Origin of the sequence: Streptomyces sp. 4F14 (assembly GCF_048159485.1) — a bacterium.
GTDB lineage: Bacteria > Actinomycetota > Actinomycetes > Streptomycetales > Streptomycetaceae > Streptomyces.
The window spans coordinates 1-21,927 of the sequence record NZ_JBLRVY010000056.1; the positions used below are offsets into that span (position 1 = coordinate 1).

Consider the following 21,927-nt stretch of genomic DNA (forward strand, 5'->3'; position numbering starts at 1 on the left):
TCCAGCAACGGCGCGAACTCCTCGATCACCGCGTCCGTCGCCTCCCCCGCCTGCACCATCAGCATCAGACGCCGGGGGCGTTCGAGGGCGGCGACGAAATCCTCGGCACTCTCGGCGGGGACGAAGTCGCCCTCGTGGCCGAACTCCTCGATGAGCGCACGGGTCCGTCCCGCACTGCGGTTGTGGACGGCGACCGTATATCCGTGCCGCGCGAAGTTGCGCGCGAGATTGCGGCCCATGACTCCCAGGCCGGTGACGCCGATCGATGCGGAAGCGCTCATGTGCGGTACCTGTCCTATCGGATACGACTCCTGCGGCCATGCGTCTGCCGGCCGCGCGCGAGGTGCTCGTACGCCCGGTGAGCGTCCTCGAAAGCGTAAACAGCATCGATGATCGGATCCATGCCCCGTATCTCGAAGAATTCGCTCATGCCCGGGATTGCCCGTCGCATCAGCCCCGCTCAGCCGCCGGCTTCATCCGGAATCCGGGACCGGGCGTGTTCTCGATGTCCTCGGCCTGGACCGGGTGGCCACGATCGCAGCGGATCTGGAGGCCGACCTTCCCGCCGCACTCCCGGTGGCGCGGCACGACGGCGGGCCCCTCCGGGTCGGCGCGGTAGCGGTCCCCCCACTCCAGGAGACCGAGGACCGCCGGGACGAGATGCACGCCCTTGGGCGTGATCACGTACTTCGGCCGGCTGCGGGCACCGGGCTCCTTGTACGTCTCGGTGGCCAGGATGCCCTCCGCCACGAGCATCTTCAGCCGCGCCGCGAGGAGGTTGCGGGGGCAGCCGAGGACGTGTTCGAAGTCGCCGAAGCGGGACGAGCCGTACCAGATCTCACGGAGGATCAGGATCGTCCACTTGTCGCCCACGATCTCCAGGGTCCGCGCGATCGAGCAGTTCGACGTGTCCCGGTCGAGGCGGGGGTCTCCGGCGGTGTCCTGAAGGGCTTTGGTCCGTTCGCTCATGGGATGATTCTAACCAGAGCTGAGTTTACTTTTTGATACTCAGCCAGTAGCGTCGTGCATGCCATCGCCGATCCACCAGGGAGCACCACCATGGGAGTCAGCCCGCAGGCCGAGCAGTTCGCGGAGTTCCTGGCCGCCACCAGTGCCCTGCTCCTCAACCGGGCGGGCGCCGACATCGCCACCCGCGCCAAGGACATCGAATCCGGCCTGGCCGACGTCGTGACCGTGGGCTCCCTGGCCCTCGCCAACCCCGACCTCGTCGCCCGTATCCAGGCCGGCGCACCCCTCAACACCCCCGACCCCGCGACGGTCTACACCGGGGGCGCGGCCGGTTACACCGACTACCCCACCTACGCCGCCTGACGCCGTACCAGATCTCCGAGTAAGGAACCCCTGATGCGTTACACGACCTTCGGCCACCGCACCGGACTGCGCGTGTCCGAGTACGCGCTCGGCACCGCGAACTTCGGCACCCGCTGGGGTGCCGGCGCCGAGCCCGCGGAGGCCCGCCGGATCTTCGACCGGTTCGCCGAGGCCGGCGGCACCTTCCTGGACACCGCGGACACCTACCAGTTCGGCGAGTCGGAGGAGCTGACGGGCAAGCTGGTCGGCGCCGACCGGGACCACTTCGTGCTGGCCACCAAGTTCGCCCTCGGGGCCGCGCCGCAGCCGGGCATCTCCACCACGGGCAACAGCCGCAAGAACATGGCCGCTTCGGTGGAGGCCAGCCTGAAGCGCCTGGGCACCGACCACATCGACCTGCTGTGGGTGCACTTCCCCGACCAGCTCACCCCGATGGAAGAGATCCTGCGCGGTCTCGACGACCTGGTGAGCGCCGGCAAGATCCACCACGCCGGCCTGTCGAACTTCCCCGCCTGGCGGGTCTCGCGGGCGGCGACCCTGGCGGACCTGAGGAACTGGGCGCCGGTCGTCGGTGTCCAGCACGAGTACAGCCTCGTCGAGCGGACCGCCGACCGCGAGCTGCTGCCGATGGCCGAGAGTCTCGGCCTCGGCGCCGCCCTGTGGTCCCCGCTCGGCGGCGGACTGCTCACCGGAAAGTACCGGAGCGGCGCCGAGGGACGCCTGACCGACCTGGGCGCGGTCATCCACACGGAGAGCACCGGCCAGAAGACGGCCGTCGTCGACGCCGTCCTGGCCGTCGCCGAGGAGATCGGCGCACCGCCCGCCCAGGTGGCGGTGGCCTGGGTACGCGAGCGTGCCGCCCGCTCCGCGACCACGCTCGTCCCGATCATCGGCCCGCGCGGCCTCGCCCAGCTCGACAGCTACCTGGACGCCCTCGACGTCGAACTCACCCCCGCGCAGTTCGCCCGGCTGTCCGAGGTCAGCGCGGTGCCGCTCGGCGCTCCGCACGAGGCAATCGCCGGATCCCTGGGCGGCCTCCAGGGAGGCGACGCCGGCCGTGTCGTCGCCCCCGTCGCGCCGGTGGCCTGACCGGCAGGAATCGCCGGACGCCGGGTGCCGGGAGACAGTCGGAACGGATGCCCCGGCTCCGGCCCCCGGCCCCGCGCAGACGGGGAGCACAGAGAACCGATGGAGAACGACGATGAAGACCTTCCTGATCGAGAAGTACGGCACCAAGGGCGCCGGGACCGGAGTCCGTGCCGCCGAACGCCCCGACCCCCGGGTAGGCGCCGACGACGTCCTGGTCAAGATCCACGCGGCGAGCGTCAACCCGCTCGACCTCAGACTCCGCGACGGCGCCTTCAAGGCGTTCCTGCCGTACGCGCTCCCGCTCGTCCTGGGCAACGACCTCGCCGGGGAAGTCGTCCGGGTCGGCTCGTCCGTCACCCGGTTCGCGGTCGGTGACGAGGTCTACGCCCGGCCGGACAAGGACCGCATCGGCACCTTCGCCGAACTCATCGCCGTCCACCAGGACGACGTGGCGCTCAAGCCCGCCACGCTCACCATGGCGGAGGCCGCGTCGCTGCCGCTGGTGGCTCTGACCGCCTGGCAGGTCCTGGTCGAGCGGGCGCATGTCCGGCCGGGCCAGAAGGTCCTCGTCCACGCGGGGGCCGGCGGCCTCGGCAGCATCGTCGTCCAGTTGGCAAAGACGCTCGGCGCGCATGTCACCGCCACGGCGAGCGCCGGCAAGACCGGCCTCGTCGAGGATCTCGGCGCGGACCTCGTCGTCGACTACCGGACGCAGGATTTCGTGACCGTGCTCGACCACGACTACGACGTCGTCCTCGACAGCCTCGGTGGCGACAATCTGGCGAAGTCCCTGCGGGTGCTCAAGCCGGGCGGCCTGGCCGTCAGCGTGGTGGGCCCGCCCGACCCGGCCTTCGCGCGCGAGCTGGGCGCGAACCCCGTTCTCCGGCTGGCGATGAGCGCCCTCAGCTTCAAGGCCCGGCGTCAGGCGAAGCGGCTCGGCGTGCGGTACTCGTTCCTCTTCATGAGGGCCAGCGGCGACCAGTTGCGCGAGCTCACCGCGTTGGTCGACGCGGGCAGGATCCGCCCCGTCGTCGACCGTGTCTTCCCGTTCGACCAGACCGTTCAGGCCCTGGAGTACGTCGAGAAGGGCCGCGCGAAGGCCGGCAAGGTCGTCATCACGATGGCGTGAGTGCCTGCACGTTCCCCAGCTCCCCCGTACCCAAGGCCCCGTCATGAGTCGTCGACGGGCTCGCCGCACGGCGCCGGGTGATCGCCTTCGGCAACCGTGGTGTGGGCGCGTCCGGCGGAGCCACGACCGCCTCCATCGAGGCGATGGCCCGTCACGCGGCTCGGTTCGGCCGGGCTCTCGGGTTCGAGCAGGTCGATCTGCTGGGTCTGTCGATGGGCGGGGGCCCGTTCTGACCCGCCGTGACCCGAAACAGTTCCTCTTCTTCACCGACACCCCGGGCGGCCGAAGGGCGGCGCGCGCCTTCCTGGAACGGATCGGGGAACGTACCGGCGACCGCGACAAGGCCATCTCGCTGCCGTCGTTCCGGGCCCAGCTGAAGGCCGTCCACCGGTGGGGGCTCCAGCCTCCGGCGGACTTGTCGGACATCCGCCAGCCGATCCTGGTGGTGAACGGCGAGAGCGACCGGATGGTGCCGAGCGAGAACACCCTCGACCTGGTCGCACGGCTGCCGCGGGCCGAACTCGTGCCTCTGTACGCCGACGCCGGGCAGGGGGGATCTTCCAGTACCACGACGCGTTCGTCGCACGGGCGCTGGAGTTCCTCGACGCGTAGCCGGACGCCTGTCCTACCGTCTCCGCCAGGGCAGCGCCTGTTCGTGTCCGTTGTCCGCGTCGATGCGGTGCAGGGCTCTGTTGATGGCCTCGCCGATCTCGGCGAGCTGGGTGATCTGGTCCGGGGTGAGGGCGTCGAAGACCGCCTGGCGGACCGCTTCCACGTGGCCGGGGGCCACCTCCTCCAGGAGGCGTACGCCTTCGGGGGTGAGGACCGCGAGCTGGTTGCGGCGGTTGCTGGGGCAGTCCTGGCGGTCGACGTAGCCGGCCTCCTGGAGGCGGGTGACCGCGTGGGTGAGGCGGCTGCGGGTGATGCGGAGGCGTTCGGCCAGCTCGGACATGGTGAGCTGGTGGCCGGGGACCGCCGAGAGGAACGCGAGCAGTGTGTAGTCGGCGTGGGTCACCCCCGCGTCGCGGCGCAGCTGGCGGTTGAGGTGGTCGGCGAGATGGGTGGAGAACTCGACGTAGGCGAGCCAGGCCCGTCGTTCCTCGGGGTTGAGCCAGCGGGGCGTCGCATCCATGGACGCGATGGTAGTGGGCCGCCCTTCCGTCACCTGCGACGACCGGTCCCGTTCACCCCACGACGAACGGCAACCGGGCGGCCGTGGCGCCGAGTTCGGCCCGTTCCGCGTCGGTGGGGGCGCGTCGTCCGGTGCCGACGAGGAGGGCGTCCGTGTCGGAGAGGGGCGCGGGGAACGGCGTACCGGCGATCTCCTCCAGCATCTGCCGGGCCCGGGCGAGCCCCGCGGCGGGCGGGCCTTCGGCGCCGGGGAGGTGGGCGACGAGGTCGAGGTGGTGGAGGGTCCACTCCAGGACGTACGCGGAGAGGTAGTCGGCCGCTGTGAGGACCATGTCCTGTGTGCTGACGCGTAGTCCGGGCGCGGCCAGGTTCGCGGCGCGGCCCGCCGCCGAGCCGACGTCGTCGAGGTGGAACTTGAGCAGCGCCGGGTCCTCGTAGGCCGCCGCGAGCCGGACGGTCAGCGCGTCGAGGGGGTCGTCGCCGGTGGGCGGGGCGCCGGTGACGTGCCAGTACGTCACCGCGTCCCGGGTCGGCCCGGCGTCGGTGGGGGTGGCGAGGGTGATCAGGACGTCCTGCGCGTCGATCACGAGGTGGCACACGAGATCCCGTACGAGCCATCCCGTGCACCCCGACGGCCGCCCGAAGTCCTCGTCGGCGAGCCCCGCGACGGCCGACCGCAGCGCCGCCCATGTCTGTGTGAAGAGGTCCACGCGGGCACGTTACTGGAGCGGCGGGTTGAGCGGCGGCACCACCTGGGTCGCGGTTTCCGCTTGCCGGGAGTTCTCAGCCACTCCGCCGGTCAACCGCCCCCGGCCCCAGCTCCAGCACCCAGTCCTCCCCCACCAGGTCCTGGCCGAAGCTGTGGTGTCGTTCCTCGTGCACCAGCTTGAACCCGAACTCCTGGTAGATCTTCCGGGCCGCCACCAGGACGTCGTTGGTCCACAGGGTGACCCGCTCGTACCCCGCCTCGCGGGCGAAGCTCAGGCACTCCGCGACCAGGCGGGTTCCGAGGCCCGTTCCTCGGCCTTCCGGGGTGACGAGGAGGACGCGCAGCTTCGCCGTTTCCGGGTGGTCGCCGGTGACGAGGAGGACGCAGCCCACCCGGCGGCCGTCGGCCTCGGCGATCCAGCCCGCCTCGCGTACGGGGTCGTGTCGGGTTCCGTAGTCCGCGACGATGCCGGCGACCATCGCCTCGAAGTCGGGGTCCCATCCCAACTGGCCGCAGTAGACCTCACCGTGGGCCATCACCACCCACCCCAGATCACCGGGCCGGTCGGCGCGGCGCACGGCAGTGTGTCCCTGATCCTGCTGAGGCATGAGCGGTTCTCCCGGCCCTGCGATCGCGTACGGCACTGAAACGCTCGTTTCAGTCGGGTTAGGCTCACCAGTTCCCTTCCGGGATCCGTAGTAATCCGTTGTCTGGTGGTGTCGTGTCTGCGGATGGTGCCGGAAGCTACCGGTGGTCGAGGGGGAAGCGGTTCGTACCGCGTGTGCGCGTGGGGTGTTGCGTGGCGGGACGGACGAGCGGACCGGTGAGCTCCTGACCTCCTCGGCGGTGGCGGAGCGGGGGGGATGGTGCGCCTCTCTCGTGTCTGGGATGGCTGCCGGGCTGTTGGCGGAGCGCTGGAACGCCGTCGATGTGGGGGCGTTGGCGTCCGGGGTGGACGGCGGGGGCCGGGCGTTGCCGTCGAACGCGTGGATGGCGCTGCGGCGCCTGGGCTGGACCGTGACGCCGCCGGTGGGTGTGCGGGTCAACGACCGGATCGTGCGGATGGCTCAGGAGCAGGCCGGACGCTTGCTGCGGTCGGTGGCATGGCGTGCCGAGCTGACCGCCGGAATCCTCATCAGCTGGCCCGCCGATCCCGCCCGGCGTACGGCCGTCGAGTGGGATGCGGTGCGTGAGGCGGTGCCCGGCGGCCGGTCCCTGCCCTCCAGCGTGATCACCTCCCGCACCCGGCAGATTCACGCGTTCGCGGCAAAGGGCGGGCGGTTTCCGGCCGACGTGTTCGAACTCGAACCTCCGCCCCGCGCCGCGCGGATGCTGCTGCTGTCGGCGTGCGACGGCCAGCAGGCCACCATCGAACGTGTCGATGACCTCGGCCGCGCCCTGCTGCGCCTCCAGCTTCCCACCCGCTCCGACCCGCAGTCCTACCGGGACTGGACGTGGGTGGCCTGCCCGATCGCGTTGCCGCCAACGGTCCCGGCCGGTGCGGTCCTGCACCTGCCCACCCTCCGTGTCCACCAGGGCCGGGTGCGCGCCGATCTCGCCTACAGGCATGCCGTGCCGAAGACCGCCCGCACCGGACACACCACCGCCCTCGGTGTCGACTGGGGGCTGAACACGCTGCTCAGCGCGGGTGCCGTACGCCTCCACCCAGACGGGCGGATCACCGAACTCGGCGCGGGTGCCCAGTTCCGGGCCGCCGGGGTCCTCGCGAAGCAGCACCGGCTACGCCGCCTGTCCGAGCACCTGCACACCAAGGCCGGCCAGTGCGAACGCCTCATCGGTGGTGACGAGCGGCATTCTCTGGCCGCCCGGCACACCGTCCTGGCCGACGAGATCCGGCATGTGTCCGCACGCCGATCGAACCTCAACGAGGCCCTGGCGTGGTCGGCGGCCCGCTGGACGGTCGACCAGGCCATCACCGCCGGGGCGAGCGTCATCTACATCGAGGATCTGCGGTCCATGGAGGCCCGGGGCATGGGCCGGACCATGAACACCCGCCTCTCCCAGCAGATACGCGGCCGGATCACCGACCGGATGCGGGATGTGGCTGCCGAGGCGGGTATAGCCGTGGTCACCGTCCCAGCACGCAACACCTCCCGGCTGTGTCCGCGTTGTCTGACGCCGCTGCGGCACCGCAAAGCCCCCGACCGATCCACCGCCCTGGGCTGGAAGTGGGCCCTGTGTCCCCACTCGGGCTGCGGTTGGCAAGGTGACCGCGACCACGGGGCCTGGCTGGGGGTGCCCCCTCTGGGGGAGCATCGCCGCACGCGGCCTCACCCACCAGACCAAAACCCTGGCAGACCGCACCAGCAACACCCTCGTCATCCGGTCGGTCGTCGACAGCCTCGAAGCCAGAGCCGTGGTCACCCCGACCGCCCCCGCAACCCGTCGGAAGGACCGGTCGAAGACCGGCCCCACCCGGCACCGAACCACACGCCCCGCGCCCAGGCGACGCAGGGCACCCTCCCCCGCCGCACCGCAAGGTCCGGAGGGACACGCTCACACGGACCGGAGGAAACCGCCCCGCGCAGCCCACCGGCACCAGGACATGACGACAATCAGCACACCCACCCATCGGCATCAGCCACGAGGGACAACGCTGGGCGCGGGCTTCCACCTCCGCGCCCACGCAACCCCACCACGGCGGGCAACTCCCTTGCCAGGCGCTACGTCTGGCATAGGATCAATCAGCTGATCAGAGACGCTAGCCACGTGCCCCAGGAAACGCCAGCCCCGTCCGCCCGGCAGACCGAACTGCTGGAGGCGGCCTACCGGTACGCCCTCACGCACGGCCTCACCGACCTCTCCCTGCGCCCCCTGGCCGAGGCGATCGGCTCCAGCCCGCGCGTCCTGCTGTTCCTCTTCGGCAGCAAGGACGGTCTGATCCGGGCCCTCCTCGCCCGCGCCCGCACCGACGAACTGGCCCTCCTGGACCGCGTCGGCCACCCCACCCGCCCCGTCGGCCTCGCGCCTGCGGTCGAGCGGGTCTGGGCATGGCTCGCCGCGCGGGAGCACCGACCGTTGCTGCGCCTGTGGGCGGAGGCGTACACCCGCTCCCTGGTCCACCCCGACGGCCCCTGGACCGGCTTCGCCCGTACGACGGTGGAGGACTGGCTCGGCGTCCTCGCCGACTGCCAGTCACCGTCCGAACGCGAGGGCCCTGACGCGGCCATCCGCCGCACCCTTGCCCTTGCCGTTCTCCGGGGCGCGCTGCTGGACCTCCTCGCGACGGACGACGAGCAGCGCCTCACGGAAGCGGTGGCGCATCAGGTCGCGCTGCTGGGTGACTGAGGGGTCCGGTGGATGGGTGGCTGGGTGGATGGGTGGCCAAGTGGCTCAGCCACTCAACCTCTCAGCCACCCAACCACTCACCCAGCACCCCAGACAGCGGCTCAGCGATTCAGTGGCTCAGCCACCCAGCCACTAAGCCACCCAGCCACCCGGCCACACCCCCTTCACACCCCCACCCTCCCCACAACCCTCCCCCGAGCCTCCCCGAACCCGATCCGCACCCCACCCGCCCCCGGCGCGCTCCCCCGCAGCACCACCTCGTCCCCGTCCTCCACGAACGTCCTCAACTCCCCGCCCACAGCGACCGGTTCCGCCCCGCCCCAGGTCAGTTCGATGAACGCCCCCCGCTCCCCCTTCTCCGGCCCGGACACCGTCCCGGAGGCGAAGAGGTCGCCGGTTCGGGTGGGGGCGCCGTTCACGGTCAGGTGGGCCAGCATCTGGGCCGGTGACCAGTACATCGCCGAGTAGGGCGGCCGGGACACGACCTCGCCGTTCCACTCGATCTCCAGGGAGATGTCGAGCCCCCAGGGGCGTTCGAGCGCGAGGTAGGGGAGGACGGCCGGTTCCTGGGCCGGCGTGTCCACCTTCGCCCCGGTCAGCGCGAGCAGGGGGACGACCCAGGGCGAGACCGTCGACGCGAAGGACTTGCCGAGGTTGGGCCCGAGGGGGACGTACTCCCAGGCTTGGATGTCGCGGGCGGACCAGTCGTTGAAGAGGACGGCGCCGAAGATGTGGGCCTCGGCGTCGGCGACGGGGATCGGCGTACCCATGGGATTGCCGGTGCCGACCACGAACCCGATCTCGGCCTCGATGTCGAGCCGTACGGAGGGCCCGAAGACGGGATCCGGATCGCCGGGCCCCTTGCGCTGGCCGGAGGGGCGTACGACGTCCGTGCCGGAGACGACGACGGAGGCGGAGCGGCCGTGGTAACCGACGGGCAGGTGCTTCCAGTTGGGGAGCAGGGGCTCGGGGTTGCCGGGGCGGAAGAGGCGGCCGAGGTTGGCGGCGTGGTGTTCGGAGGCGTAGAAGTCGACGTAGTCGGCGACCTCGAAGGGCAGGTGGAGGGTGACGTCGGAGAGGGGGTGGACGGCGTCGGGGGGCACGTCGGAGGCGAGGGCGGCGCCCAGGGCCGCGCGGACGGCGACCCAGCGGTCGTGTCCCTGGGCCATGAAGGGGTTGAGGGAGGGCGCGGCGAAGACCTCGTCGCCGAGGAGGAGCGCGAGGTCGATGACGTGGTCGCCGTAGCGGGTCGCGACGCGGGGCGCGGTGCCGGGGCGGGAGTAGACGCCGTAGGGCAGGTTGGCGGGTCCGAAGAGGGAGTCGGCCGGTACGGGGAGCCGCATGGGGGACCTTTCTGTCGCCGCGCGATCACCGCACGCTAGGTCGCGGTCCTGGGGGCGTCAAGGCAGCCTCACGGGGGATAGATCGCTCAAATGATCGACTTGCCGCTCATTCGTGCACACCTCACGATGGAGGAGCACCGTTCCAGCATCTACGGAAGGGGTGGTTCCATGCCCCAGCACGTTCGTCTGTACTACCGGGATCCCATGGGCGGCCGGACCCCGTGCAACCTCAACTGGCCCGCCGTCAACGCCAACTCCGTCGTCCTCGTCACCGCCTGCGAGTACGCGCCGGACCGCAGCGACCCGCACGGTGGCTTCGGTGGCACCGACCGCAAGCGGTTCATCGGGGCGGCCGATGTCTGGGTCACCAACATCGCGCCGCACGGCCCGCCGTTCGACCCCAACAACGGGGTCGGCTGGGTCCTCCACCACAACTGGGGCGAGCCGATCTACCTCTGCGTCGACATCACCGTCTTCGACGAGGGCCCCGGGGAGATCCAGACCTAGTCCGCCACGGGACTAGGCCACCTCGAACGACCGCTTCGCGAAACCCATCATGAAGCCGTCGATGGTGGTGCGGACGGCCCGCTCCGGGTCGTCCGCGCTGCCGAGAGTGATGAAGAGGGGCAGGAAGTGGTCGGGGGTGGGGTGCGCGTACGGCATACCGGGCGCGCGGGTCGCGTACGCGGCGAGTTCGTCGACGTCGCCCTTGGCGAGGGCCTCGGCCGCCCAGTGGTCGAAGTCGGCGGACCAGGCGGGGACGGTGCCCTCCAGCATCTCGCGGGTGATGAACGGCAGTCCGTGCGTCATGAAGCCGGAGCCGATCACCAGGACGCCTTCCGCGCGCAGGCCCGCGAGGCGGCGGCCGAGGTCCAGCAGGCGGGCGGGGTCGTGGGTGGGCATCGACAGCTGGAGGACGGGGATGTCCGCGAGGGGGTACATCGCCATCAGCGGGACCCACGCGCCGTGGTCGAGGCCGCGGTTCGTGTGCTGGTACAGGGGCTCGCCGTCCGGCATGGCCGCCGCGATCCGGTGGGCCAGCGCGGTGGCGTCCGGGGTGTCGTACCGCATCTGGTAGTAGCGGGGGTGGAAGCCGCCGAAGTCGTAGACGAGCGGGGTGTGCGCGGCGGAGGCGGAGATCGCGAGGGGGGCGTCCTCCCAGTGCGCGGAGACGATCAGGATCGCCTTGGGCTTGGGCAGGTTCTGCGCCCAGTCGAGGAGTTCCCGCAGCCAGGGGCCGTCGTCGAAGAGGGGCGGGGCGCCGTGGCTGAGGTAGAGCGCGGGGAGGGGCCCGTCGGCGGGGGTCCACTCGCGCTGGGCGCGGGCGCGGACCAGGGCGTCGGGGAGGAAGGCGTCGTACGCGCCTGCGGGTGTCCGGGGGTTCAGGACGGAGGACATGCGGGGCCTTTCGGGCGGAGGGACGGTACGACCGGTGCGGGGTTCAGCCGGTCCGGGGGCACCCTTCGGGGCGTACGGCGTCGTTGACGCGCCGTCCCGCCTCCCGCAGATGCCGCTGCTGGGCCTTGGTGAGCGGGCCGAACACCAGCCGCCGCACCTCGGCGACGTGCCCGGGCGCGGTGGCGACGACCTTGTCCCAGCCTGCGTCGGTGAGGGTCGCCAGCGTGCAGCGGCCGTCGCCGGGGTCGGTCGTCCTGCGGACCCAGCCCTGGCGCTCCAGGCGTTTCACGGTGTGCGAGAGCCGGGACAGGGAGGCGACGGCGAACTCGGCGAGGACGCTCATGCGCAGGGTGTGTCCGGGAGACATGGAGAGGCCGGCGAGCACCTGGTACTCGAAGTGGCTGATCCCGGCGTCCCGCTGCAACTGGGCGTCCAGCGCGCCGGGAAGCTGGGTCATCAGCCCGACCAGCGCCGTCCAGGTCTCCTGTTCCTCGGCGTCCAGCCAGGGGGTGTCGTCCGTGCTCATGCGGCCAGCATAACTTGAACCGTCAAGTGACTTCACTTGACGCTTCAAGTCACTGAGCCCACCGGACCGAGCCGCGCCTCACCTCCCCCGCACCGGCAGCACCGCCCGCACCCGCCACCCCTCCACCGCCGGCCCGGCCTCCAGCCCCCCGCCGAGCGCCGTCACCCTCTCCCGCAGCCCGACCAGCCCGAACCCTCCGCCCCGTGCCTCGTCGGGCAGCCGCGCCCCGCCGCGCCCGTCGTCCGCGACCGTGACCTCCAGCGCCGTACCGACGAGCCGCAGCCCGACGGCGACCCGCCCGGCGTCGGCCGCGTGGCGCCGTACGTTGGTCAGGGCTTCCTGGACGACGCGGAAGGCGGCGGCCTGGACCTCGTGCGGGAGGTCGTCGTGGACGGCCGGGTCGCGGCGCAGGACGACGGGCGGCCCGGCGAAGCCCCGCACCAGCCGACGGATCCCGGCGAGGTCGCCGACCGGGCTCCGCGGGGCGGCCTCGCTCTCGCGCAGCACGCCGACCGTGCGCCGCATCGAGGCGAGCGCCTCGGTCGCCGCGTCCTGGATGGAGCCGAGGACGGGGTCGAGCCGCTCCCGCTCACCGGCCGCCAGCACCCGGGCGACCTGGGTCTGGACGAGGATGCCGGTCACGTGATGCGCCAGGAAGTCGTGGAGGTCGGCGGCGATGGCGACACGCTCCTCGCGCCGCGTCTCGGCGACGGCGACGGCACGCCGGAAGTCCACCGCCCGCAGATACCCGGCGACCCCGGCGACGAGGGCGACCAGCACCAGCCCGGCCACCAGGTACACCGGCCCCTCGTCCCCCGACCACGGCGTACGGAAGTACCGCGCGGGCATCACGAGCACCGCCCCCGCGTCCAGCACCGCGCACAGCGCGGCCCACCGCGCCGGAACGTACCGGACGGCGACGTACAGCAGGCACAGCAGCACCGCGATCTCGCCGGGGCCGAAGGGGGCGTCGCGGTGCCGGATCACCGAGGTCGCCGTAGCGAGCAGGGACAGCGACGCGGGCACGGCGGTGCGGAGTTGCGGGGCCGGCCAGGGTCTCAGGACGGCGGTCAGACCGACGGCGAGGACCAGCGCGGGCAGCGCGAGGCCCGTACGGGTCTGGTGGGCGATGACGAGGTCGAGGAAGGCCGCCGCGAGGAGAGCGCCGACCGCGAAGCCCCGGGCGGTGGATCGCATGGCGTCACCGTAGCGGGGCTGAGCTGGTACTTTCCGAAGCCTGAGTGTCCGAGAGGAGGTGCCGCCCGTGCCGGACAGCAGGTTCGCCGTCGGGGCCGTCGCCGGGGCGGCCGTCGCCCTCCTCGCCGGTGTCCTCGGGACGCACGCGCTCTCCACGACTCAGTCGACGACGGGGCTGGACGAGTACAGCACGGTCATGGTGGACGGTCGCAGGGCGCTCTCCGCGAACATCGTCGCCGGTCGGACGCAGAGCCTCTACCACCCGCTGCCGTGGGTGGGGATCAGGGTCCACGACGTGAGCTGCCCGGGTCCGCTGCTCGCGGTCGCCGGGACGCGGATGACCTGCACCGGCCGACGGGGCGACGGGACGGCCGTCCGGATCCCGGTGACGGTCGTCAACGTGACGCCCACGCATATCACCTGGAAGTTCGACCGCTGAGTGCTTCGGTCGCTCCCGACGACAAAGCGCGACCGTGAACGTTAGTCTCCGAGTGGTCGTTCACCAGGGCCGACAATCGAATAAGACGCAGGTGCACAGGTCATCAGGAGGACCCGCCATGAGGATGCTGATCAACGTTCCGGAGACCGTGGTCGCGGACGCGTTGCGGGGGATGGCGGCGGCCCATCCCGAGCTGGTCGTGGACGTCGAGAACCGGGTGATCGTGCGCCGGGACGCGCCGGTCGCGGGGAAGGTGGCCCTGGTGTCGGGCGGCGGTTCGGGGCACGAGCCGCTGCACGGCGGTTTCGTGGGGCCCGGCATGCTGTCGGCGGCCTGTCCCGGCGAGGTCTTCACGTCCCCGGTGCCGGATCAGATGGTCCGCGCGGCGGCGGCCGTGGACAGCGGGGCCGGGGTGCTGTTCATCGTGAAGAACTACACCGGGGACGTCCTGAACTTCGACATGGCGGCCGAACTCGCCGAGGACGAGGGCATCCAGGTCGCGAAGGTCCTCGTCAACGACGACGTCGCGGTCACCGACAGCCTCTACACGGCGGGCCGGCGCGGTACCGGCGCGACCCTGTTCGTGGAGAAGATCGCGGGCGCGGCGGCCGACGAGGGCCAGCCGCTGGAGCGGGTCGAGTCGATCGCCCGTCAGGTCAACGAGAACTCCCGCAGCTTCGGCGTCGCGCTGAGCGCCTGCACGACCCCCGCCAAGGGCTCGCCCACCTTCGACCTGCCGGCGGGCGAGCTGGAGCTCGGCATCGGCATCCACGGCGAACCGGGCCGCGAACGCCGTCCGATGATGACGTCCGGGGAGATCGCCGACTTCGCCGTCAACGCGATCCTGGAGGACATGAACCCCCGCAACCCGGTCCTCGTCCTGGTCAACGGCATGGGCTCGACGCCGCTGCTTGAGCTGTACGGCTTCAACGCCGAGGTCCAGCGCGTCCTGGCCGCGCGGGGGGTCGCCGTCGCGCACACGCTGGTCGGCAACTACGTCACCTCGCTGGACATGGCCGGCGCGTCCGTCACGCTGTGCCAGATCGACGAGGAGCTGCTGCGGCTGTGGAAGGCGCCGGTCAGCACGGCCGGGCTGCGCTGGGGCATGTGACCATGCCCGACGCCGACTTCTTCCGCCGCTGGCTGACGACCGCCGCCGCCTCGATCGACCGTGAGGCGGACCGGCTCACCGAGCTGGACTCGCCCATCGGGGACGCCGACCACGGGGCCAACCTGCGGCGCGGGTTCGCCGCCGTGGTGGCCGTCCTGGAGAAGGACGCCCCCGCCACGCCGCGAGCCGTGCTCCAGCTCGCCGGGCGCCAGCTCATCTCCACCGTCGGCGGGGCCTCGGGGCCGCTGTACGGGACGCTGCTGCGCGGCACCGGCAAGGCCCTCGGGGACGCACCCGAGGTGAGCGACGCCGAGTTCGCTGCGGCGCTGCGGGCCGGGGTGCAGGCGGTCATGCAGCTCGGCGGGGCCGCGCCGGGCGACAAGACCATGATCGACGCGCTGGTCCCGGCCGTGGACGCGCTCGACGCCGGGTTCGCGGCGGCGCGGGTCGCGGCCGAGCAGGGGGCGGCGGCGACCGTGCCGCTCCAGGCCCGTAAGGGGCGCGCGAGTTATCTCGGTGAGCGCAGCGTGGGGCACCAGGATCCGGGGGCGACCTCGGCGGCCCTGCTGATCGCCGCGCTGGCCGAGACCCACGGGGAAGTCCAAGGGGAGGAAACGTCATGAGCGATCAGAAACTCGTCGGGATCGTGCTGGTCTCGCACAGCGCCGCCGTCGCCGAGTCCGTCGCGGACCTCGCGCGCGGTCTGGTGGGCGACGGCACCGCCGTACCCGTGGCCGCCGCCGGGGGCACCGAGGACGGCGGGTTCGGCACCAGCGCCGCCCTCATCACGCGGGCCGCCGCCGAGGTCGACCGGGGTGCCGGGGTGGCCGTCCTCGCGGACCTCGGGAGCGCCGTCCTCACCGTCAAGGCGCTCCTGGAGGACGACGAACTCCCGCACGACATCCGTCTGTTGGACGCGCCCTTCGTGGAGGGCTCGATCGCGGCGGCGGTCACGGCGGCGACCGGCGCGAACCTGACGGCCGTGGAGGCGGCAGCCGGGGAGGCGTACGGGTACCGGAAGGTGTGACGGCCGCGCGGGCGGCGGCACCGGGGGCAGCGGGCGGTAATTCGGTGGGCGGGGCGGGCGTCACGAGACGATCATGGACGCGACACCCCGCCCCCGGCACCCCACCCGCCGCCCCCTCGCCGACGCCTCCTGCGCCGCCCGCCGCCACCCCGGAGACCCCATGCCCCCGCTCCCCGACCCGACCACCCTCCACCCCATGCCCGGCCAGCCCCGTGTCGTCCTGCTGAAGCCGCTGGTCACCTCCCCGTTGATCGACGTCGGGGAGTTCTCGTACTACGACGACCCGGACGACGCGACCGCCTTCGAGACGCGCAACGTCCTCTACCACTACGGCCCGGAGCGGCTGGTCATCGGCCGGTTCTGCGCGTTCGCGACGGGCGTGCGGTTCATCATGAACGGCGCCAACCACCGCCAGGACGGCCCCTCCACGTTCCCGTTCCCGACGATGGGCGGCGCCTGGTCCGAGCACTTCGACCTGCTCACCGGGCTCCCGAACCGGGGTGACACGGTCGTCGGCAACGACGTGTGGCTCGGCAACGGCGTGACAGTGATGCCGGGCGTCCGCATCGGGCACGGCGCGATCGTCGCAACCGGCGCCGTCGTCACCTCGGACGTCCCGGACTACGGCATCGTCGGCGGCAACCCGGCCCGCCTGATCCGCTCCCGGTTCGGCGAGGAGGACGTGGCGAGGCTGCTGGCGCTGGCCTGGTGGGACTGGCCGCTGGAGCACATCACGGCGCACGTACGGACGATCATGTCGGGGACCGTGGCCGACCTCGAAGCGGCGGCCCCGTAATCCGGATGCGCGACCTCACCCGGCCGGGCTAAGGTCATTTCCATGTACGGCTTCCTTCAGCTCTACGGCTGACACGACCCCTCACCGAGCGCCCCGCGCGACACCGCCGGGCCGCGCTCAGTCGTGTCCTCGCGCCATCTCCGTAGACCTGAAACGAGTGTGATCGTCCATGTCCCGTCGCCGTGCCCATATCGCGATGGTCGGCATCCCCGCCGTCAGCCACGTCCTGCCCAGCCTCGACGTGATCCGTGAACTGGTCGCCCGGGGCCACCGCGTGACCTACGCGAACGACCCCGCCGTGGCCCACCTGATCGAGCCGACCGGCGCGGAGCTGGTCCCGTACACGTCCGTCCTCCCGGTCGCCGACAACGACTGGCCCGAGGACCCGATCGGCGCGATGTCGGTGTTCCTGGACGAGGCGGTCCAGGCCCTCCCCCAGCTCCGCGCCGCCTACGACACCGACCCGGCCGACCTCTACCTGTACGACATCGGCGCGTACGCGGCCCGCGCCCTCGCCGAGTCCCAGAACCGCCCCCTGATGCAGCTCTCCCCGACCTTCGTGGCCTGGGAGGGGTACGACACGGAGGTCGCCGCGCACCTCTGGGCGCTGCCGGGCGCGGACGCGTACCGGGCGCGGTTCGACGCGTGGCTCAAGGAGTGCGGGGCGTCGACGCTCACGATGGAGGAGTTCGCCGGGCGTCCCGGGAACACGGTGGCGACGATCACCCGGGCCATGCAGCCGCAGGCTGACCGCGTGGACACGTCCACGGTGACCTTCGTGGGGCCCTGCTTCGACCCCGCCGGGGAGGAGGAGTGGGCGCGTCCGGCGGGCGCGGAGAAGGTCCTGCTCGTCTCGCTCGGCTCGGCATACACGCGTCAGCCCGAGTTCTACCGGCAGTGCGTCGCCGCGTTCGGTGATCTGCCGGGCTGGCACGCCGTCCTCCAGATCGGCAAGTACACCGACCCGGCGGACCTCGGGGCGATCCCGGCGAACGTGGAGGTCCACTCCTGGGTGCCGCAGCGTGCGATCCTCGACCGGGCCGACGCGTTCGTCACCCACGCGGGCATGGGCGGCTGCGGCGAGGGCCTCCTCGCGGGCGTCCCGATGATCGCCGTACCGCAGGGCGCCGAGCAGTTCATGAACGCGGACCGGCTCGTCGAGCTGGGCATCGCCCGCCGTATCGACACGGCGGACGCGACAGCCGAGGCCCTGCGCGCCGCCCTCCTGGAGCTGACCGGCGATCCCGAAGTGGCGCGCAGGTCGGCGCAGTTGCGGGCGGCGGCCCGCTCGGAGGGAGGGACGAGCCGGGCGGCCGACCTCGTCGGGAAGCTCGTCTAGTTCCGGACGAACAGCTTCGCGAGCCGCTCCCCCACGGCCAGCGCCTCCGCCTTGTCCTCGATGGGCTTGACCCGTGAGTCCTTGAAGACGATGTACGTCACCCCCGAGGCCACACCCCCGGTGCGCGGGTCCGCCGGGATCCCGAGGGCCTTGGCGGTGGCGTAGGACGCCTCGCCGATGATGTCGTCGGGTCCGGTGTCGCCGACCACGGCGTACTGGACCCGGCCCCGGTAGATCACAGCGGCGACGGAACCGGCGAGGACCCCGCTGTCCCGGTGGTTCCAGGTGGCGGACTTCATCGGTACGACGATGTAGGGCAGCGTCTCCGCGCTGAGCTGGCGTCCGTCGGACTGCTGGAAGGCGGTGACCGGCGCGAACAGCGGATCGGCGGCCCGGTTGCAGTGCCGGCCGGGGCGCCCGTCGCAGTCGATGTCCATGTCGGCCTTCCAGAACACGGCGTCACGGGTGCCGCAGACGGGCACGGTGCGCGGCGCGAAGTCGTCCGTACGGTACTTGCCGCGCGAGACGGGGTCGCAGCCGCGCACCTTGGCGAGCAGGTCCGCCGCGCCGACGGGGCCGTCGGAGGTGGGCAGGCCGAACGCCTGGGGCACGGCGGCGGGCGCGGTCGGTGCCAGCAGGGCGAGGCAGGCGGCGACGAGTGTCAACGACTGGGGACGCACGTAGAGAAAACCTCTCCGCGAAGGGACTTTGACGGACACTCAGGTAAATCTGGTGTCCCCACGTCACCTCGGCCACCTCAAGGGGGCCGTACGGTGCATGCCCACTGACGGTCCGGCAGAGGTTGCGCCGTACGAAGGAATCCGTCACCTGCCCGGCGGCCCCCGGGGTGCGGGCCGCGCGTGGGCCGCTTTGGCTGTCCGCATGCGCACACTTCAGCTTCTCGTCGGTGCCGGGGCGAGCGCGGCGGCCGTCGCGCTGGCCGCGGGTCCGGCGTCCGCGGCCGGGATCTCGGTGAGTACGACGGGGTCGACGGTGTCGGTGGTGACCAGCACCTGTATCAGTCAGGTCAGCGGCAGCTACGGCACCACGTCCCTGCTGACCAGCAGCCAGACGAGCTTCAGCCAGGGCCGGCAGGTGGCGCTGTCGGGGACGACGGTGAGCCAGTCGGCGGCGTGGACGAGCGTCACGCCCGGCACGTACACGGTGATGGTCCGCTGCGCGGACGGCCGTAGCGCCGGGTCCCAGACGATCATCGTGTCGGCGTCGTCGGCTCCGACCACCTCCTCGACCACGGCGCCCGCCCGGGGGGTCCTGGGCGGGATCGGGGGCGGGATCAAGGACTACGGCACGGTCACCCTCGCGGCGGGCGGGGCGCTGACCGGGCTCGGGGTCGTGGCGGCGGCGTGGTTCCTGCGGCGGCGCCGGCGGCCGTACCGGCTCTGAATCAGGCGTCCGTTTCCGGGAGTTCGGCTTCGGGGAGCTGTGCCAGGGCCTCGCTGAGCCAGCTGATCCAGAACGTCTCCAGGGCGATGCCCGCGCGCAGGACCAGGTGCTGGAGCCTGGCCTGCGCGTTCTCGTCCCCGGGCGGGAAGTCGCGGGCCTCGATCTCCTCGTACTCGGCCAACTGGCGCTGGTGGAGGGCGAGATGGCGGGCGAGGTCGGCGGCGAGGCCGGCCGTGCCGACGACCGCCGCGGCGCGCAGGCGCAGGAGCGTGGCGTCGCGGTGGGGTTTGGGGTCCTGGGGTCCGGCGGTCCAGCGGGCGAGTTCGGCTCGGCCGTCGGGGAGGACTTCGTACGATTTCTTCTGGCCGCGTGCGGGGGTGGCGGAGGGGAGGGTGCGGATGTGGCCCTCCGCCTCCAGTTTTCCCAGCTCGCGGTAGATCTGCTGGTGCGTGGCCGACCAGAAGTATCCGATCGACCGGTCGAACCGGCGGGTCAGCTCCAGCCCCGAGGACGGCTTTTCGAGCAGGGCGGTGAGGATCGCGTGCGGGAGTGACATGCGGTCATCCTAGGGAGGGCGTCACAGCGCCGCCGCGATCTCCGTGCCCTGTTTGATGGCGCGTTTGGCGTCCAGTTCGGCGGCGACGTCGGCGCCTCCGATGAGGTGCGGGGTCCGGCCCGCCGCCACCAGCGCGTCGTACAGGTCCCGGCGCGGTTCCTGGCCGGTGCACAGGACGACCGTGTCGACCTCCAGGACCGTGCTGTGGCCGTCGACGGTGATGTGCAGGCCCGTGTCGTCGATGCGGTCGTAGGTCGCGCCGGGGGTCATGGTGACGCCTCGGTGCTTGAGTTCGGTGCGGTGGATCCAGCCGGTGGTCCTGCCGAGGCCCGCGCCGACCTTGCTGGTCTTGCGCTGGAGGAGGTGGACCGTGCGGGGCGGGGTGGGGCGGTCGGGGGTGGTGAGGCCGCCGGGGGTGGTGTGGTCGAGGTCGACGCCCCAGGCCCGGAAGTAGGTCGCCGGGTTCTCGTGGGCCTTGTCGCCGCTGTCGGTGAGGTGTTCGGCGACGTCGAAGCCGATGCCGCCGGCGCCGAGGATCGCGACGCGGTCGCCGACGGGGGCGTCGTCGCGCAGGACGTCGAGGTAGCCGAGGACCTTGGGGTGGTCGACGCCGTCGAGGTCGGGGACGCGGGGGACGACTCCGGTGGCGACCACGATCTCGTCGTAGCCGGTCAAGTCGTCCGCCTCGATACGGGTGTTGAGGCGGACGTCGACCTGATGTGCCGTCAACTGGTGTGCGTAGTAGCGGATCGTCTCGTCGAACTCCTGCTTGCCGGGGACCTTGCGGGCGACGTTGAGCTGGCCGCCGATCTCGCTCGCGGCGTCGAACAGGGTGACGTGGTGGCCGCGCCCGGCCGCCGTGACCGCGCAGGCGAGCCCGGCGGGGCCCGCGCCGACGACCGCGACGCGTTTGCGCAGGCGGGTCGGGGAGAGGGTCAGTTCGGTCTCGTGGCAGGCGCGGGGGTTGACCAGGCAGGAGGTGATCTTGCCGCTGAACGTGTGGTCCAGGCATGCCTGGTTGCAGCCGATACAGGTGTTGATGGCCTCGGGGGTGCCGGCGGCGGCCTTGTTCACGAACTCCGGGTCGGCGAGCATCGGGCGGGCCATGGAGACCATGTCGGCGACGCCGTCGGCGAGCAACTCCTCGGCGAGTTCGGGGGTGTTGATGCGGTTGGTGGTGACGAGGGGGATCGTCACCTCGCCCATGAGCTTCCTCGTGACGAACGTGTACGCGCCGCGCGGCACCGACGTCGCGATCGTGGGGATGCGGGCCTCGTGCCAGCCGATGCCGGTGTTGATGAGGGTCGCGCCCGCCGCCTCGATCGCCTGCGCGAGGGTGATGACCTCGTCGAAGGTGGAGCCGCCGGGGACGAGGTCGAGCATGGAGAGGCGGTAGATCAGGATGAAGTCCTCGCCGACGGCCTCGCGGACACGCCGGACGATCTCGACGGGGAAGCGCATGCGGTTCTCGTAGGAGCCGCCCCACTCGTCGGTGCGGTGGTTGGTGGGGGCGGCGATGAACTCGTTGATGAGGTAGCCCTCGGAGCCCATGATCTCGACGCCGTCGTAGCCGGCGGCGCGGGCGAGGCGGGCGGTGCGGACGTAGTCCTCGATGGTCTTCTCGACCTCGGCGGCGGTCAGTTCGCGCGGGGTGTGGGGGCTGATCGGGGCCTTGACGGGGCTCGGGGCGACCAGGTCGGGGTGGTAGGCGTACCGGCCGAAGTGCAGGATCTGGAGAGCGATCCGGCCGCCCTCGGCGTGCACGGCGTCGGTGATCACCCGGTGCTGGTCCGCCTCCCCGTCGGTGGTGAGCTTGGCGCCTCCCGGGTAGGGGCGGCCCTCGTCGTTGGGGGCGATGCCGCCGGTGACGATGAGGCCCACTCCCCCGCGGGCGCGTTCCGCGTAGAAGGCGGCCATGCGCTCGAATCCGCGCTCGGCCTCCTCCAGGCCGACGTGCATCGAGCCCATGAGGACGCGGTTGGGCAGCGTGGTGAAGCCCAGGTCGAGCGGGCTCAGCAGGTGCGGGTAGCGGCTCAGGCTCATGGCGCCCTCCTTCGGGGGTGTGCCCTTCCGTTGTAGAGGGCCGGGCGCC

25 protein-coding genes and 1 pseudogene are annotated in these 21,927 nt (G+C 71.9%); 14 read left to right on the plus strand and 12 right to left on the minus strand.

Annotation, left to right across the window (positions count from 1 at the left end):
- Both ACLZOT_RS49085 and ACLZOT_RS49090 read right to left on the minus strand, forming a co-directional pair.
- The coding region (locus ACLZOT_RS49085) for an NAD(P)-binding domain-containing protein (RefSeq protein ID WP_416975831.1) at positions 1–281 on the minus strand (281 nt) is incomplete at its 3' end.
- 169 nt (positions 282–450) lie between these two features.
- A complete protein-coding gene (locus ACLZOT_RS49090; RefSeq protein ID WP_416975832.1) occupies positions 451–969 on the minus strand; it encodes a winged helix-turn-helix transcriptional regulator in 519 nt (172 codons plus the stop codon).
- Between the two features lie 90 nt (positions 970–1,059).
- On the opposite strand from ACLZOT_RS49090, the gene ACLZOT_RS49095 reads away from it, so the two are divergent.
- The 4 genes from ACLZOT_RS49095 to ACLZOT_RS49110 all read left to right on the plus strand — a co-directional run bounded on the left by ACLZOT_RS49095 (position 1,060) and on the right by ACLZOT_RS49110 (position 3,783).
- Positions 1,060–1,332 carry a hypothetical protein gene (locus ACLZOT_RS49095; protein WP_416975833.1) on the plus strand — a complete coding sequence of 91 codons (273 nt, stop codon included), beginning with the start codon at positions 1,060–1,062 and terminating at the stop codon, positions 1,330–1,332.
- 33 nt (positions 1,333–1,365) lie between these two features.
- Positions 1,366–2,421, plus strand: a complete 1,056-nt coding sequence (locus ACLZOT_RS49100; protein WP_416975834.1) for an aldo/keto reductase — start codon at positions 1,366–1,368, stop codon at positions 2,419–2,421.
- Between the two features lie 112 nt (positions 2,422–2,533).
- Entirely contained in the window at positions 2,534–3,550 is a 1,017-nt protein-coding gene (locus tag ACLZOT_RS49105; protein ID WP_416975835.1) for an NADP-dependent oxidoreductase, read from the plus strand.
- Positions 3,551–3,627: 77 nt separating this feature from the next.
- Positions 3,628–3,783 carry an alpha/beta fold hydrolase gene (locus ACLZOT_RS49110; RefSeq protein ID WP_416975836.1) on the plus strand — a complete coding sequence of 52 codons (156 nt, stop codon included), beginning with the start codon at positions 3,628–3,630 and terminating at the stop codon, positions 3,781–3,783.
- A gap of 392 nt (positions 3,784–4,175) precedes the next feature.
- Here ACLZOT_RS49110 and ACLZOT_RS49115 read toward each other — a convergent pair whose 3' ends face one another.
- From ACLZOT_RS49115 to ACLZOT_RS49125, 3 genes are all read right to left on the minus strand, one after another.
- Positions 4,176–4,682 (minus strand): MarR family winged helix-turn-helix transcriptional regulator, encoded by a 507-nt coding sequence (locus ACLZOT_RS49115; RefSeq protein WP_416975837.1) that lies wholly within the window; start codon positions 4,680–4,682, stop codon positions 4,176–4,178.
- Between the two features lie 52 nt (positions 4,683–4,734).
- Positions 4,735–5,391, minus strand: a complete 657-nt coding sequence (locus ACLZOT_RS49120; RefSeq protein WP_416975838.1) for a maleylpyruvate isomerase N-terminal domain-containing protein — start codon at positions 5,389–5,391, stop codon at positions 4,735–4,737.
- Between the two features lie 73 nt (positions 5,392–5,464).
- Positions 5,465–5,998, minus strand: coding sequence for a GNAT family N-acetyltransferase (locus ACLZOT_RS49125; protein ID WP_416975839.1), 534 nt, complete (start codon positions 5,996–5,998; stop codon positions 5,465–5,467).
- Positions 5,999–7,442: 1,444 nt separating this feature from the next.
- Here ACLZOT_RS49125 and ACLZOT_RS49130 point away from each other — a divergent pair.
- A pseudogene (locus ACLZOT_RS49130) lies at positions 7,443–7,577 on the plus strand (zinc ribbon domain-containing protein); the annotation flags it as partial.
- 543 nt (positions 7,578–8,120) lie between these two features.
- Entirely contained in the window at positions 8,121–8,699 is a 579-nt protein-coding gene (locus ACLZOT_RS49135; protein WP_416975856.1) for a TetR family transcriptional regulator, read from the plus strand.
- A 164-nt stretch (positions 8,700–8,863) separates the two neighbouring features.
- On the opposite strand, the gene fahA is transcribed toward ACLZOT_RS49135, so the two are convergent.
- Positions 8,864–10,042 carry a fumarylacetoacetase gene (gene fahA, locus ACLZOT_RS49140; RefSeq protein WP_416975840.1) on the minus strand — a complete coding sequence of 393 codons (1,179 nt, stop codon included), beginning with the start codon at positions 10,040–10,042 and terminating at the stop codon, positions 8,864–8,866.
- A gap of 168 nt (positions 10,043–10,210) precedes the next feature.
- Between fahA and ACLZOT_RS49145 the strand changes: the two genes are divergently transcribed.
- A complete protein-coding gene (locus ACLZOT_RS49145) occupies positions 10,211–10,549 on the plus strand; it encodes a hypothetical protein (protein WP_416975841.1) in 339 nt (112 codons plus the stop codon).
- A gap of 12 nt (positions 10,550–10,561) precedes the next feature.
- Here the strand turns inward: ACLZOT_RS49145 and ACLZOT_RS49150 are convergent, their stop codons facing one another.
- The 3 genes from ACLZOT_RS49150 to ACLZOT_RS49160 all read right to left on the minus strand — a co-directional run bounded on the left by ACLZOT_RS49150 (position 10,562) and on the right by ACLZOT_RS49160 (position 13,163).
- Positions 10,562–11,440, minus strand: coding sequence for a dioxygenase (locus ACLZOT_RS49150; protein ID WP_416975842.1), 879 nt, complete (start codon positions 11,438–11,440; stop codon positions 10,562–10,564).
- A gap of 43 nt (positions 11,441–11,483) precedes the next feature.
- Positions 11,484–11,966 carry a MarR family winged helix-turn-helix transcriptional regulator gene (locus ACLZOT_RS49155; protein WP_416975843.1) on the minus strand — a complete coding sequence of 161 codons (483 nt, stop codon included), beginning with the start codon at positions 11,964–11,966 and terminating at the stop codon, positions 11,484–11,486.
- Between the two features lie 78 nt (positions 11,967–12,044).
- Entirely contained in the window at positions 12,045–13,163 is a 1,119-nt protein-coding gene (locus ACLZOT_RS49160) for a sensor histidine kinase (RefSeq protein WP_416975844.1), read from the minus strand.
- Between the two features lie 67 nt (positions 13,164–13,230).
- Here ACLZOT_RS49160 and ACLZOT_RS49165 point away from each other — a divergent pair, with 67 nt between their 5' ends.
- The 6 genes from ACLZOT_RS49165 to ACLZOT_RS49190 all read left to right on the plus strand — a co-directional run bounded on the left by ACLZOT_RS49165 (position 13,231) and on the right by ACLZOT_RS49190 (position 17,875).
- On the plus strand, positions 13,231–13,602 hold the full coding sequence (locus ACLZOT_RS49165) for a DUF4333 domain-containing protein (protein ID WP_416975845.1): 372 nt from the start codon (positions 13,231–13,233) through the stop codon (positions 13,600–13,602).
- A 118-nt stretch (positions 13,603–13,720) separates the two neighbouring features.
- On the plus strand, positions 13,721–14,713 hold the full coding sequence (gene dhaK / locus ACLZOT_RS49170; RefSeq protein ID WP_416975846.1) for a dihydroxyacetone kinase subunit DhaK: 993 nt from the start codon (positions 13,721–13,723) through the stop codon (positions 14,711–14,713).
- A 2-nt stretch (positions 14,714–14,715) separates the two neighbouring features.
- Positions 14,716–15,336 (plus strand): dihydroxyacetone kinase subunit DhaL, encoded by a 621-nt coding sequence (gene dhaL / locus ACLZOT_RS49175; protein ID WP_416975857.1) that lies wholly within the window; start codon positions 14,716–14,718, stop codon positions 15,334–15,336.
- Positions 15,333–15,740 carry a dihydroxyacetone kinase phosphoryl donor subunit DhaM gene (gene dhaM / locus ACLZOT_RS49180; protein WP_416975847.1) on the plus strand — a complete coding sequence of 136 codons (408 nt, stop codon included), beginning with the start codon at positions 15,333–15,335 and terminating at the stop codon, positions 15,738–15,740. The genes dhaL and dhaM overlap by 4 nt, the downstream gene beginning before the upstream one ends.
- A 160-nt stretch (positions 15,741–15,900) precedes the next feature.
- Complete coding sequence (locus ACLZOT_RS49185; protein WP_416975858.1) at positions 15,901–16,536, plus strand: CatB-related O-acetyltransferase; 636 nt, start codon at positions 15,901–15,903, stop codon at positions 16,534–16,536.
- A gap of 169 nt (positions 16,537–16,705) precedes the next feature.
- A complete protein-coding gene (locus ACLZOT_RS49190; protein ID WP_416975848.1) occupies positions 16,706–17,875 on the plus strand; it encodes a macrolide family glycosyltransferase in 1,170 nt (389 codons plus the stop codon).
- On the opposite strand, the gene ACLZOT_RS49195 is transcribed toward ACLZOT_RS49190, so the two are convergent.
- Positions 17,872–18,555, minus strand: a complete 684-nt coding sequence (locus ACLZOT_RS49195) for a glycoside hydrolase family 75 protein (protein WP_416975849.1) — start codon at positions 18,553–18,555, stop codon at positions 17,872–17,874. The genes ACLZOT_RS49190 and ACLZOT_RS49195 overlap by 4 nt on opposite strands.
- 202 nt (positions 18,556–18,757) lie before the next feature.
- On the opposite strand from ACLZOT_RS49195, the gene ACLZOT_RS49200 reads away from it, so the two are divergent.
- Positions 18,758–19,279, plus strand: a complete 522-nt coding sequence (locus ACLZOT_RS49200; RefSeq protein ID WP_416975850.1) for a hypothetical protein — start codon at positions 18,758–18,760, stop codon at positions 19,277–19,279.
- Position 19,280: 1 nt separating this feature from the next.
- Here ACLZOT_RS49200 and ACLZOT_RS49205 read toward each other — a convergent pair whose 3' ends face one another.
- Positions 19,281–19,835: a PadR family transcriptional regulator gene (locus ACLZOT_RS49205; RefSeq protein WP_416975851.1), complete on the minus strand. Its 555-nt coding sequence runs from the start codon at positions 19,833–19,835 to the stop codon at positions 19,281–19,283.
- A 21-nt stretch (positions 19,836–19,856) separates the two neighbouring features.
- Positions 19,857–21,872: an FAD-dependent oxidoreductase gene (locus tag ACLZOT_RS49210; protein ID WP_416975859.1), complete on the minus strand. Its 2,016-nt coding sequence runs from the start codon at positions 21,870–21,872 to the stop codon at positions 19,857–19,859.
- Positions 21,873–21,927 lie beyond the last annotated feature (55 nt).

Excerpts from the sequence above, each read along its gene's own strand:
- ACLZOT_RS49090 (WP_416975832.1), bottom strand. The coding sequence starts at position 969 with ATGAGCGAACGGACCAAAGCCCTTCAGGACACCGCCGGAGACCCCCGC.
- ACLZOT_RS49095 (WP_416975833.1), top strand. The coding sequence starts at position 1,060 with ATGGGAGTCAGCCCGCAGGCCGAGCAGTTCGCGGAGTTCCTGGCCGCC.
- ACLZOT_RS49100 (WP_416975834.1), top strand. The coding sequence starts at position 1,366 with ATGCGTTACACGACCTTCGGCCACCGCACCGGACTGCGCGTGTCCGAG.
- ACLZOT_RS49105 (WP_416975835.1), top strand. The coding sequence starts at position 2,534 with ATGAAGACCTTCCTGATCGAGAAGTACGGCACCAAGGGCGCCGGGACC.
- ACLZOT_RS49115 (WP_416975837.1), bottom strand. The coding sequence starts at position 4,682 with ATGGATGCGACGCCCCGCTGGCTCAACCCCGAGGAACGACGGGCCTGG.
- ACLZOT_RS49125 (WP_416975839.1), bottom strand. The coding sequence starts at position 5,998 with ATGCCTCAGCAGGATCAGGGACACACTGCCGTGCGCCGCGCCGACCGG.
- fahA (WP_416975840.1), bottom strand. The coding sequence starts at position 10,042 with ATGCGGCTCCCCGTACCGGCCGACTCCCTCTTCGGACCCGCCAACCTG.
- ACLZOT_RS49145 (WP_416975841.1), top strand. The coding sequence starts at position 10,211 with ATGCCCCAGCACGTTCGTCTGTACTACCGGGATCCCATGGGCGGCCGG.
- ACLZOT_RS49150 (WP_416975842.1), bottom strand. The coding sequence starts at position 11,440 with ATGTCCTCCGTCCTGAACCCCCGGACACCCGCAGGCGCGTACGACGCC.
- ACLZOT_RS49155 (WP_416975843.1), bottom strand. The coding sequence starts at position 11,966 with ATGAGCACGGACGACACCCCCTGGCTGGACGCCGAGGAACAGGAGACC.
- ACLZOT_RS49160 (WP_416975844.1), bottom strand. The coding sequence starts at position 13,163 with ATGCGATCCACCGCCCGGGGCTTCGCGGTCGGCGCTCTCCTCGCGGCG.
- dhaK (WP_416975846.1), top strand. The coding sequence starts at position 13,721 with ATGAGGATGCTGATCAACGTTCCGGAGACCGTGGTCGCGGACGCGTTG.
- dhaL (WP_416975857.1), top strand. The coding sequence starts at position 14,716 with ATGCCCGACGCCGACTTCTTCCGCCGCTGGCTGACGACCGCCGCCGCC.
- dhaM (WP_416975847.1), top strand. The coding sequence starts at position 15,333 with ATGAGCGATCAGAAACTCGTCGGGATCGTGCTGGTCTCGCACAGCGCC.
- ACLZOT_RS49185 (WP_416975858.1), top strand. The coding sequence starts at position 15,901 with ATGCCCCCGCTCCCCGACCCGACCACCCTCCACCCCATGCCCGGCCAG.
- ACLZOT_RS49190 (WP_416975848.1), top strand. The coding sequence starts at position 16,706 with ATGTCCCGTCGCCGTGCCCATATCGCGATGGTCGGCATCCCCGCCGTC.
- ACLZOT_RS49200 (WP_416975850.1), top strand. The coding sequence starts at position 18,758 with ATGCGCACACTTCAGCTTCTCGTCGGTGCCGGGGCGAGCGCGGCGGCC.
- ACLZOT_RS49205 (WP_416975851.1), bottom strand. The coding sequence starts at position 19,835 with ATGTCACTCCCGCACGCGATCCTCACCGCCCTGCTCGAAAAGCCGTCC.